The organism is Thalassotalea sediminis (assembly GCF_030295915.1).
Classification (GTDB): domain Bacteria; phylum Pseudomonadota; class Gammaproteobacteria; order Enterobacterales; family Alteromonadaceae; genus Thalassotalea_C; species Thalassotalea_C sediminis.
The window spans coordinates 3,558,022-3,569,868 of the sequence record NZ_AP027361.1 but is presented as its reverse complement, the minus strand read 5'-3'; the positions used below and the strand labels follow the sequence as shown (position 1 = coordinate 3,569,868).

10 protein-coding genes are annotated in these 11,847 nt (G+C 38.1%); 5 read left to right on the top strand and 5 right to left on the bottom strand.

Annotated features, from left to right (window positions below; genetic code table 11):
* Positions 1-5: 5 nt before the first annotated feature.
* Genes QUE09_RS16220 through QUE09_RS16205 form a run of 4 tightly spaced genes read right to left on the bottom strand, consistent with a single transcriptional unit; the run spans position 6 to position 4,213 of the window.
* A complete protein-coding gene (locus tag QUE09_RS16220) occupies positions 6-1,322 on the bottom strand; it encodes an oligosaccharide repeat unit polymerase (RefSeq protein ID WP_286233915.1) in 1,317 nt (438 codons plus the stop codon).
* Between the two features lie 56 nt (positions 1,323-1,378).
* A complete protein-coding gene (locus tag QUE09_RS16215; protein ID WP_286233914.1) occupies positions 1,379-2,494 on the bottom strand; it encodes a glycosyltransferase family protein in 1,116 nt (371 codons plus the stop codon).
* Positions 2,491-3,693, bottom strand: coding sequence for a hypothetical protein (locus QUE09_RS16210; protein WP_286233913.1), 1,203 nt, complete (start codon positions 3,691-3,693; stop codon positions 2,491-2,493). Before QUE09_RS16210 ends, QUE09_RS16215 begins: the two co-directional genes overlap by 4 nt.
* Positions 3,677-4,213 carry an acyltransferase gene (locus tag QUE09_RS16205; protein ID WP_286233912.1) on the bottom strand — a complete coding sequence of 179 codons (537 nt, stop codon included), beginning with the start codon at positions 4,211-4,213 and terminating at the stop codon, positions 3,677-3,679. Before QUE09_RS16205 ends, QUE09_RS16210 begins: the two co-directional genes overlap by 17 nt.
* Positions 4,214-4,361: 148 nt before the next feature.
* On the opposite strand from QUE09_RS16205, the gene QUE09_RS16200 reads away from it, so the two are divergent.
* On the top strand, positions 4,362-5,264 hold the full coding sequence (locus tag QUE09_RS16200; RefSeq protein WP_286233911.1) for a mechanosensitive ion channel family protein: 903 nt from the start codon (positions 4,362-4,364) through the stop codon (positions 5,262-5,264).
* 39 nt (positions 5,265-5,303) lie between these two features.
* Here QUE09_RS16200 and QUE09_RS16195 read toward each other — a convergent pair whose 3' ends face one another.
* Positions 5,304-6,179, bottom strand: coding sequence for an AraC family transcriptional regulator (locus tag QUE09_RS16195; protein ID WP_286233910.1), 876 nt, complete (start codon positions 6,177-6,179; stop codon positions 5,304-5,306).
* 328 nt (positions 6,180-6,507) lie between these two features.
* Between QUE09_RS16195 and QUE09_RS16190 the strand changes: the two genes are divergently transcribed.
* Genes QUE09_RS16190 through QUE09_RS16175 form a run of 4 tightly spaced genes read left to right on the top strand, consistent with a single transcriptional unit; the run spans position 6,508 to position 11,804 of the window.
* A complete protein-coding gene (locus QUE09_RS16190) occupies positions 6,508-7,584 on the top strand; it encodes an acyltransferase family protein (RefSeq protein WP_286233909.1) in 1,077 nt (358 codons plus the stop codon).
* Between the two features lie 23 nt (positions 7,585-7,607).
* Entirely contained in the window at positions 7,608-7,781 is a 174-nt protein-coding gene (locus QUE09_RS16185) for a hypothetical protein (protein WP_286233908.1), read from the top strand.
* A 37-nt stretch (positions 7,782-7,818) separates the two neighbouring features.
* Positions 7,819-9,087: an MFS transporter gene (locus QUE09_RS16180; protein WP_286233907.1), complete on the top strand. Its 1,269-nt coding sequence runs from the start codon at positions 7,819-7,821 to the stop codon at positions 9,085-9,087.
* 59 nt (positions 9,088-9,146) lie between these two features.
* Positions 9,147-11,804: a beta-N-acetylhexosaminidase gene (locus QUE09_RS16175; protein WP_286233906.1), complete on the top strand. Its 2,658-nt coding sequence runs from the start codon at positions 9,147-9,149 to the stop codon at positions 11,802-11,804.
* Positions 11,805-11,847: the final 43 nt, after the last annotated feature.

Sequence of the window (11,847 nt, the reverse complement as noted above, 5' to 3'; positions counted from 1 at the left end):
GTTGATTAGCTCTTGATTCGCCGCGTCGCGAAATAAAGTAAAATAAATGGCACGATAGAAAAGACATATCGCGCAAAAAAACCTAGGAATTCAGCATACATAAATTGTGCGGAAAACATAACGACTGAAAATAAAAAAATAAGCCGCATTATTGGTGACGAGTTGTGTTTTAGTTTTATGAGAAAAATACTAAGCATAAGGGCGATAAAAAAACTAGCGATTATCGCGCCAGTTAGGCCAAAGTTCATGATAAGTTCAGTATAAAGCCCTGTAGTGAGTGAAGAGTTACCTTTTTTACCAACGACATAAGAGCCCGGGTATATTGCGTTTTTAAGTCTAGGTCCTGCTCCGACTGGCTTTTCAGGCCAAATGGTTCTAGGTATAAAATTGGCAATGCCTGCGATATAGGTCACACCGAGCTCTAATTGTTGTTGATGTGTCATTAGCCATACAATATTTTCATGGTTACCAAATGCACCGTTGAGTGAATTGATCAAGCCATAGCTTTCTTGTGTTGTGCGATAATTTCCTGCTTCGCTACGAACTTTCCCCAATGTATGTAAGGTAAAGAACAATAACAAAACACCGATGACAACCAATACGATTTTTCTCAATTGCCGAAATGTTAAGTGCCCCGCATATTTGGGATTAAAGGACAGGCCAAAGCACATCAAAGTGATGAGTAAGAGAAACAAAGAATTTCTGTTACTGTTAATACCATAATATGCCGCAGCGAGTGTAAATGAGCTAATAAAACCGAGTAAACTTATACGCCTTATCCATTTGTAATGCTTGGCATGATAAAAAATAAAGAAAAAGAGTAAACAGGCAATGTATGTCCAGTGTGCCAGTAATAGGCTTAATCCTTTGCCAACTCCCATTGATATGCGATCAGTTATATAATTTTCATATCCAATACTGAGTATTTGATAGATGTTTTTTCCCGCATTGTATGCACCAAAGATGAAAACGATACAGGTAATTTGTAGCACTCTTTTTAGGAACACACGCGAGAGCGTAAAATGTAACAGTTCAGGTTTGTCATCAACTGAAAAATATGACAAACCAAGGATGAAAACTAAATGCAATAAAGCGACTAGTAACATCGAATAGATATAGGTGTGTACGTTGTACTCGTTACTGTACCTAAAGTATCCGACATCCCATTGCAATGTGGGCATGAGTAGGTGAATAAGGACAAAGAAAAAAGTAGATAATACAATCGGACTATTGAATATTCGCGCTATGCCTAAGTTATATATTTTTAGCATAGCAAAAAAGATAAATACGATACTTAATACAATAAATAATGTAACTATCATCTTACACCGTCAATCCGATTAAACGTTTGTAAGCAGATAGGCTAATGAAAGACGAACTATTCATTCATTGTTACCTTGGCAAAGAGGTCTTCTAATTGTTGCTCATAGGTTAAACTGCTTGTGTCAATGCGGCCTTTATCTCTACCATGAGCTAATACATTATCAATAGCTTGTCTTAATGAAGATAAGTCATGGTAAGGCGTCATGATAGTGTTGTGATATTTTTTTAGAAATTGAGCCGTAACAACTTCACTATTTACAATGATATTCGTTCCCATACATAGTGCGTCGCCCCATTTATTTGATTGTGCGAGTTTATTGATTTCAGTATTTGGGTCGTAATAAGTCAGCACATAATCGGCGCATAGATAAGATGCTAAAGCCATTGCATTAGATACTTTACCTAGGTAGGTGACATTGTTAAGCGCAACCAATTGCTTTGCTGCCTCACAATCGACTTTACCGGCGACAATAAGTTGTACTTGTTCTGCGTTATAGGATTTTGCGATGTACAGCGCAGCATCCATTCCTCTGTCTTTTCCTAACCAACCATTTACGTTGATGATTAATTTTGCAGTCGGCCAGGTGCGCTGTTGATAAAGCACTTTTGCTTTTTCAACCTCAGCTCTGCTCGGTGTATTTTTTAAAACAAAACTATTGTTAATTGCAAAATTGTACCTTTCAGTGCCAGGAACAACATGAACAAGTACTTGTTCAGAAGTATATTTTTCTAATTTTTGGATGACTTTTTTTATGAAAGCTGGAAATGGAAAAACCAGAGAAAACCTATCGGCATCATCGAAGATAATATCAAATTTTCTGAATTTAGAGGCCAGTAATGCAGGAAATGCGCTTTCAAATCCAAGTGCCCAAACAGGTGACTGATGCCTTCTAAATAGACAATAGAAAAAGACGCGAATCATCCAAATTAGATATAAAAATTTAGTTAGCTTTCCACCATAACCACCACCATTAATGAGGGCTGTTGTTTTTATGTTATCAGCTGGGAGTTCTGTTTCATTTGCTTCTGACTTGGCTCTCACCCAGGCTACATGATGAATACATGCCACTTTTTTGTCGTTAATGAGATAGCTTGCTAGCTTATAAAGCCGTGTTCGATTGGATAAAGCAGATACGGGGGCAATAATTTCCAATATGTTATTCGAACTCATGATATGACCTTTCGCTGAATAGCAAGTTTTGCATATTTATGAGAAATATATGTACGGCAACACCAATGTACCGCCGTCAATAACGCAATGCTTGCCATTTTGTTATTCGGTAAGAGAGTGGAAATTAATGTGATATATAAGCAAAGGAGGTAGAACAGCATTAACAACCAGTTTAATTTAGCGGTATAAGAAAGCTTTTTTTGAGTGGCAAATAATCCTAAACAGGATGAAGAAAGTGTATAACAGCCTCTTGCCAAACATACGATAAATAACGAACCGATAATTGTCGGTTGTAATTGTATGTTTTTATCTATGAAAATAAGTTGATATAAAAGAAAACCTATAAATATTGATACTAGAGATAAAACAAAAGAAATAAGGCCAATGTAGCGCATATATTGATGATAGTGCTCGATAGAAAATAAAGTCATATGCCTGATTTTAGGTGCTAAGTAGAAGCCGAAAAAGCCATACAAACTGAGGGCTAAAGGTGTAAAAATTACGAAATGTGCATACAGTGTATAAGCCACTTTTTGATAACCAAGAGCATTAATAATTAATTGCTCCCCGTAAATTGCTACAACGAGTGTCATGTTGTGAAAAAAGAATGAATAACCTAAGTGTCGCAAATCGTGTTGTGACGATAGTCGCTGTGTAGCTTGTTGCCTTAAAAGCTTACTGATTAAGAGTGTTAACGTTGTAATGCCTGCAAATATAAAGAGGCTGAGTAGAAACCAGTGGTCAGTTTCAAAAGTGGTAAATACAATAAAAGCTAGCGTTAATATTTTCCAACCATTGGTCGCTACTTGGGCGTAAACTAAAGCACGATTGGCGCGAAAAACTGCGGCGCTCAATGTAATGTAACTCAATAAAAATATACTGCAGACAAGTTTTTCCGCTTCAATCGTTACTGGCGATAGATATACAAAAATAGAGTAACTAACTATTCCAATACTAATACTGTTAATAAGAAATTGGTAAAGAATATTTTTACTGATATTTGGATGACGAACGATTACTTGATCAAGCCCTAGTACCGAAAAGCTGGTGAGAATAAAAAGTGCAGACTTATAAAATGCCCAATCGGTTGCTACTGTCGGTGAAAAATGCGCGACTACATACAAATCTGCAAGAAAAAACGCGAGTATACCACTCCCATAAATTGAAAAACTAAATAGTATTTTACTGTTGATCTTCATTAACGCGCCTTTTGCCAATTTTCTTGGCAGGATTCCCAGCATAAATACAATATGGTTCGGCATTTTTTGTTAGTATGGCTCCAGCAGCTATTACGGCACCTTCACCTATTTCGGTTACAGAAGGTAATATAATGGCATTTGCACTGATCCAGCAGTATTTCTCTATCTGTAAAGAGGAAAATGTTATCCCATTTTTTTGCCAATTCTTGTGTCCATCGTGAATATTATGATTGTGTGTGTATATTTTCGTACCTTCTGATATGGACACGTGATCGCTTATAGTTAATCCGCCAGAAAAGTCTATATAAACATCTTTACCAATGCGTACATCTTCACCCATTTGTAACAGACTCGATTGATTTGTATGGGCTTTCGTAATTGTGACTCTAGTGTCAACATATAATCGTTCTGCATTATAATATTGTCGATACAACCACCAACGAATATGCCGTAATCCTGGCGAAGAAAAAATAGAGAAATCTTTCGTTATTAAGATGAGCAGTTTTAATATAGAACGCATGTTAAATTATTGTTATTAGTATAAGCCCTGAACATCTTTACAGAACTTGCTAGAAAAAGAAATAACTACATTAAAATTCTAAAATTATTTCTATTGTTTCGTATCTTCACTACACTAAGAATACATTTAATTAACAATACCTAACATTATGGAAGATACTAAAACGCCTCAAGTCGATTCAACGGTAGATAAAGCTGTCGATACAGCCTCTCAAGCCTTAAATGTTGATGTAAACCAACTAGAGTCCTACGCGCAAATGTTTAGTGAAATGTCGATTCAGTTTGGTACCAAACTCCTCATGGCAATTCTCGTCTTTATCGTTATGCAATGGCTCATCAAGCGGTTGATGAAAACGATCGATATCGCGATGGAAAAAAAGGGCGTAGAAATTACCCTTAAGCAGTTTTTACACAGCATTATTTTTATCTCTTTTAAAGCCATTCAAATTGTAATTTTTGCGTCAATGATAGGTATTGAAACTGCATCATTGATTGCTGTTTTAGGTGCTGCGGGGCTAGCTATAGGCTTAGCGTTGCAGGGGAGCTTGGCGAATTTTGCCGGTGGTATTTTGATCTTATTTTTCAGACCTTTCAAAGCAGGCGATTTTATTGATGCACAAGGCTATGCTGGTAAGGTTATTGAAATCCAAATATTTAATACTATTCTGCTTACCGTAGACAACCAAAGAGTGATTATTCCTAACGGGTTGTTATCTAATGGTTGTGTGAAAAATGTTTTTTGCGAATCAACACGCCGCGTTGATATGGTTTTTGGTATTAGCTATAGCGACGATATTCAGAAAACACGGGAAATTATTTCGTCTGTGTTAATGGCTGATAGCCGAACATTAAAAGACCCTGCGCCAGATATATATGTTGCTGAACATGGTGCAAGTTCTGTGAATTTTTATGTGCGCCCATGGATAAAATCAGAGCATTATTGGGACTATCATTTTACGATTATTGAACAAGTGAAATTGGCGTTCGATCGTGAAGGCATTACTATACCGTTTCCACAAAGAGATGTTCATTTACACCAAGTTTCTTCATAGTATGCTGTTAGAAAATAAGTGGCGTTAGCCGCTTATTTTCTATACCAAGACGGCATTTTTACCCGTATAAATTTTTCTAAATTCACTAGGTTTCATCGCTTTAAATTGTAAAAAACGACGATTAAAGTTTGAAATATTATTAAAGCCGCAAGTGTCGCTGATGGTGTAAATCGGTTTGGTTGTGTTGATCAACAAAGAACAGGCTTTACTAATGCGAAGTTGATTAACAAACTCGGTAAATGTTTGTTCAGTATGATGCTTAAAAAAACGATGGAAATGATTGGTACTCATGTGCAATAACGTCGCGATATCGTTAGCGCAAATTGCGTCAGTGTAATGTTCGTGAATATATCGTACTGCTTTATCAATTTTTTCGGTTGAAGGATCAGAGGTAGTGGTTAATTTAAAGCCATCACTCGAGAGCACTTGTTTGTCTTGATCGCGATCCATAATGTGTAAAATATCCATTAACCCTATAAAGCGACTAGTTGCATCCTCTTGCTCCATTTTTGCAAATATCTTTGCTGCCTGAACGACGGCTTGTTTACTAAACTTAATGCCTCGCCGTGACAGTGTAAGTAGATTTTTAAGTGATGCCAAATCAGGCATGCCGTAGATTAAACCTTCTAGCCAAGCCTTGGGTATTTGCGCGACATAGGTATGTTGTTTTTGGCCATTAACTTCTAAAGAAGAGCACCACGTGTGCGGCATATTTGGGCCAATAAATGCCATGTCGAATTCATTGTAATTATCAATATTATCGCCAACATAGCGTTGACCTTTACTATTGAGTATTAATGCTATTTCGTATTCGGGGTGGTAGTGCCAATGAAACCCTATGTTCTCTTGTTCATAGAGCCAATAACGCCAAGAGAGGTTATCGGAAGGCAAAATTTTTTCAAAAACAAGTTTCATAAGATTGCACTTTAACTAAGGGTGATAGAAAAGTATCATTAAAGGTTAGAAAAGTATACCTATCTAGTGAACTTAGCAAGCACACTAAGGGGAGCTAATAAGGTTATTGTGTGATGCGTTAGTTTAAATCTCGATTACGCAATTCAATAACGCTGAAGAACAAGGAAAGTTAGGTGGTCTTCAGTGCTCAGTGAATATGCCACCTCTATCATAATTATATGCGTAGTGTCTGTTTCGTCACTATGGTTAGCTATTGTGCTTTGCTGACCATTTGTTTTCGCAATGGCACTATAGTTGACTAGCTAGTTAATTAATTCTGGAGAAAATAGTGCAACGTTACATTGCTCTTGATGCCTTTCGTGGACTTACGATTGCGCTAATGATTTTAGTGAATACACCTGGTTCTTGGTCTTTTGTTTACCCGCCTTTGCTCCACGCAAGTTGGCATGGCTTAACGCCAACAGATTTAGTATTTCCATTTTTTATGTTTATTGTTGGCTCAGCGATGTTTTTTGCTTTTAAAAAGCAAGATTTTCAGCTTGAACCTGCAATTGCTTTTAAAGTAGTAAAACGCGGTTTTTTAATTTTTTTAATCGGCTTTTTACTAAACATCTATCCATTTACATCAGATCCAGATACTTGGCGCGTTATGGGCGTTTTACAACGTATCGGTATTGCGTATGTATTTGCCGCTTTTATTGTTTTACTCTTTAAACAACGTGGCGTTTTCATTACTTCTGCGCTTATTCTTATAGGCTATCACATGCTGCTAATGTCGGTAGGCGATGGTGCTTATACATTAGAAAATAACTTAGTGCGTCAAGTCGACTTGGCTGTTCTGGGTGCTAACCATATTTATGGCGGTTTTGGTGTGCCGTTTGATCCTGAAGGATTACTCAGTACTATTCCCGCGATTGTCAGCGCTCTATTTGGTTTTGAAGTAACGCGTATTATCAGCCAATTAGAGGATAAACGAGCTTCAATGATCAAGTTGATCCAATTAGGCGTAATTGGACTTGTTGTTGGCTTAGTATTGGATTTTGTGATTCCAATCAATAAAGCACTATGGACTAGCTCTTACGTTATATACACAGCAGGGTATGCGTGCTTAACCTTGGCATTGTTCGTTTATTTAATTGATATTAAAAAGCTCGAAAAACCTGTTAAGCCGTTGTTAGTCTATGGAACTAACCCATTATTTATTTATGTGCTTTCTTGGATATGGGTTGCCAGTTATAACTTTTTCCCTGTTGGTGACGGCACTATTCACCACTTTATGTTTAACAGTCTCGCCGCTGTATTCCCTGAAAAATTCGCTTCATTTTTGTTCGCATTGTTACATGTCACCTTTTTCTGGTGGTGTTCTAAATGGTTATATGAGCGAAAAATATTTATAAAAATTTAATGTATAAGACACAGCGTGGCGTAATGTTAGTGAACGTTTACGCCATGTTGTGTCTTGATGTAATCGTTAACACACAAGTAAGTATTTACAAAAATGTAGGTGTAAATGAAAACTTTTCTGCTGGTGAACACTGCTTGGATAAAGTACAAAGGTTACTGGCTCAAATGAATTCGATGCCGATAACGAACTTCGTTTAGTGAATACGGAAACAATAATAAACAAATGGATATGAGTATGAAAACAAATTATACGGGGGTGGTACTGGTACTTGTTACCTTTTTTGCCATTTCTTTTATTACCAACATTTTAGGGCCTCTATTTCCATCATTGGTAGAAGACTTTAATATTAGTCTTGCCGTGGCAGGCTTCTTGCCATTTTCATTTTTTGCTGCCTACGGTGTAATGTCGATACCGTCTGGTATTTTGGTTGATAAATACGGTGAAAAATTCGTCATGCTAACCGCATTTGTTATGGCAGCTATCGGCTCACTTCTTTTCGCCATTAATCCTAGCTTTGTTATGGCAATGGGATCTTTATTTTTGATCGGTACCGGCATGGCGATGTTGCAAGTGGCTATCAACCCGTTACTTCGTGTTTCTGGCGGACAAGAGCATTTCGCGTTTTATTCTGTTATGGCCCAACTACTTTTTGGCGGCGCAGCAACCTTAAGCCCAATCGTCTACAGCAATGTTGTGCAATCAATGGCAGCTGGTGAAACGAATGGTGTTATTGGCTTTTTCAATAGTAATGTGCCAGCAAATATGAGTTGGCTCTCCATGTATTGGATTTTCGCTGCTGTTTCGATAGCCATGCTCGTTTTTATTGCCCTCATTAGATTGCCGAAAGTTGAGCTTAATGATGAAGAAGCGGTAGGTGCAGTCGGCATATACAAACAACTGTTAAAAAATAAATCTGTGATCTTATTTTTTATCGGTATTGCGGCGTACGTTGGCACCGAACAAGGTGTTGCCAATGCTATTTCGTTGTTTTTAGAACGTTATCATGGTTTAGATCCAGTTACTGTTGGTGCAGAAACAGTCAGTGAATTTTGGTTCATGCTTACTGTTGGTTGTTTACTAGGTTTAGTACTCGTGAAGTTGTTTGATAGCCGTTTGGTCTTGAAACTTTTTTCTGGTGCTGCAATGATAGCGCTGTCATTTGCATTATTTGGTCGCGCAGAGATTTCAGTTATCGCATTTCCAATGGTGGGTTTTTTCCTGTCTGTTATGTGGTCAGTTATTTTTTCACTCGCGTTAAATTCGGTTGCAGAACATCATGGCTCTTTTGCTGGCATTTTATGTACGGGCATCGTCGGTGGGGGTTTAGCGTCACCCCTTATTGGCTTAATTGCTGATATGACCGGTGATCTGCGCATAGGTATGGTGGTAGTTTATATCACCCTTGGTTATATTTTTTCAATTGGATTTTGGGCAAAACCTTTAGTGGTGAATAAAACCATAAAATTATTTAAAAAAACGTCAGTGGAAACTTCCACGTCGTAATACCCGTTTTAAACGTTGTTGCTCCTGGGAGCAGCTAAACAAAAAAAGGTAATATACTCATGAAATTATCACGAAGTTTTCTTGCTTGTAGTGCTATAGCGCTTGCCGTTGCAGGGTGCAGTCAAGAAAAAACAGTATCTCAATCAGCAGTTGAAAAAGCTGAAATTGTCAGTTTAGATCAGCAAACGCTGAATACGCTGGCAAAAACACTTGATGTTAAATATCAGGTACTAAGTAACATTGAAACTGATTGTCCTGATCGTGATGGTAAAGAGGTTAAACACTGCTTTAGCGCCCATATTAAATTTACCTCGCCGACTGATATCAATGTCAATGATTGGCAGATTTATTATTCGCAAGTTTATCCGATTTATTCGGGTAAGTCAGATACGTTATCTATTGAGTTTTACAATGGTGACATTCATCGAATAACACCTACAGAAGCGTTTACAGGTTTCAAAGCCGGTGAAACGCAATCTATTCAAGTGTATATGGCGGCGACAGCCTTAACGCATTCGCAGTTAATGCCTAACTATTGGGTGGCGGGTAATGGTTTAACACCTGCCGTTATTGATAGTACGCGCACGACAATCGATCCAGAAACTAAACTAGAATTAACGCCGTGGATTGAGCCCTATACTGATATTCCTCATCAAATTAAATCTGCGCCTAATGACATAAATCAATATGCAAATGCTGCTTGGTTATACGATCATAACGCTGATATTAAGGTAGATAACAGTGATCTCGCTACAACTGTTATTCCAACACCTAGTCAGATAACAGTTACTGATGAAGATAAAAGCTTAGATGTATCGAAAGGCTTATCAGTATCATATCTTGGTCTAGAAGCATCAGATGTAAGTGCTGCTTTTGAGCGTTTAGCTAAATTGGGTGTTAGTCAAAGTGATAATGGTATTCCCGTTAAGATCAGTATTGATAAAGGTTTGCGAAAAGCAGAAAGTTATCAGTTAACCACGTCAGATGAAGGTGTCACTATTGCAGCAGCTGATTTGGCGGGTGCTTTTTATGGTGTCCAAACGATGGCGAGTTTATTAATCACTGAAGAGTTAACGTTGCCATTTGTTAGCATTGAAGATGCACCTATGTATGGTTATCGCGGTCAGCATATGGATGTAGCACGTAATTTTCATGACAAGGCGATGATTTTTCGTTTAATTGAACAAATGGGTGCATATAAATTAAATAAACTCCATATGCATTTAGCAGAAGATGAAGGCTGGCGCATTGAATTACCAAGTTTTCCTGAATTAACAGAAATTGGTTCAAAGCGTTGCTTAGATTTATCCGACAAACATTGTATGCAACCACAATTAGGCGGCGGTGATGCTAGCGATCGAGATGGCTATTACAGTGTGCAAGATTATCTTGATATCTTAAATTATGCGAGTCGTCATCACATTCAGGTTATTCCTTCGTTGGATATGCCAGGTCACTCTCGAGTGGCAGTAAAAGCAATGGAAGCACGGTACCGTCGCTTTATGGCAGAAGAGAATGAAGTAGAAGCGACGAAGTATTTATTGTCAGATTTGGAAGATAAAACTGAGTATCGATCAATTCAAAACTATAACGACAATACAATTAATGTTTGTTTAGAATCTTCATATAGCTTTGTTGACCGTGTGTTAGAAGATCTTATCGCGATGCATAAAGAAGCAAAACATCCGTTAAACATGTATCACATTGGCGCTGACGAAACAGCAGGTGCGTGGGTTGAGTCTCCGGCATGTAAAGCGTTAGTTGCAGATAAATCGAACGATGTTAATGACATTAAGCATCTTGGCGCGCACTTTATCGAGCGTGTTTCTAATATGATCGTCAGTAAAGGTATTTCTGTGGGCGGCTGGAACGACGGTTTAGGTGAAACACACGCAGAGAATATGCCTAAAGATGTTTACTCATATATTTGGGGAGCTTTACCATGGGGCGCTCACAAAATGGTAAGTGAGCAAGCACATCGTGGTTGGAATGTTGTTCTTTCGATTCCTGATGTTTTTTATTTCGACTTCCCATATGAGGTTGATCCGAAAGAGCGAGGTTATAACTGGGCGTCACGTCGTATTGATAGCCGTAATGTTTTTAACTTTATGCCAGATAATTTACCGATTAATGCTGAGTTTCGCTTAACGACATTAGGACAGCCATTTGAGTCTGACGATACATTGACCAAAGGTGAAGATGGGAAAATTGCGCATCAACCGTTACCAAAAGGCTTCAAAGTAGCCGGTGTACAAGGGCAAATTTGGAGTGAAACAATACGCAGTGAAGAGCAGGCTGAATATATGCTTTATCCACGCTTAATTTCACTTGCTGAACGTGCTTGGCATAATGCAGATTGGTCTGTCCCGTATAACTATGAAGGTGCTAAATATAACCAAAATACCGGTGTTTTTACCGATGCGTTGAAGCAGAAACGTGACGAGAAATGGCAAAAGTTTGGTAACGCAGTGGCGCAAAAAGAACTCATTAAGCTCGACAAGTTAGGAGTGTTTTACCGTGTACCAACCGTTGGTGCGAAAATCATTGACGGGCAATTGCATATCAATAGCTCATTACCTGGTTTGCCGCTAGAATACAGCGTGGATGGCGGTAAATGGCAATCTTATACTGCACCTGTTGCCGTATCGGGTAATGTTAAAGTCAGAGCTCGAAATGCCGCAGGCGATCGTGCAGGCAGAAGTTTTAACGTTCAATAATCTTCTATCAGGTAATATGCCGGGCAAATATGCTCGGCATTTT